This is a genomic window from Veillonella sp. CAG:933, assembly GCF_000431435.1.
In the GTDB taxonomy this organism is placed as follows: domain Bacteria; phylum Bacillota; class Negativicutes; order Veillonellales; family Veillonellaceae; genus Veillonella_A.
Genome location: NZ_HF986206.1, coordinates 14229 through 14508 on the forward strand (window position 1 = coordinate 14229; position 280 = coordinate 14508).

Consider the following 280-nt stretch of genomic DNA (forward strand, 5'->3'; position numbering starts at 1 on the left):
GCCGGCCGTTAATCTTAATGGCGGAGTAAATTGACGGGGTTTGGTCCTGCTTACCGGTAAACGAAGCTACTATAGCTCCCAGCTCTTCCCATGTAGGAATAGTGGTAGGCGTTATTTCCGCTTGTAACGGATTGCCCGTAATATCTTCCGTATCCGTACCGTAGCCAAAGCGACCTTCTGCCACATAGGTTTTTGTCATGGATTCCGTAAACTCAATGATACGTGTTGCCTTACCTACAAAAATCGGCAAAACACCATATGCCAAGGGGTCCAAAGTACC

The 280-nt window shown here is 47.5% G+C and carries 1 pseudogene; it reads right to left on the minus strand.

Going from position 1 to position 280, the window contains the following annotated elements:
* Nucleotides 1-280: pseudogene (locus QZL64_RS07570) on the minus strand (pseudouridine synthase); the annotation flags it as partial.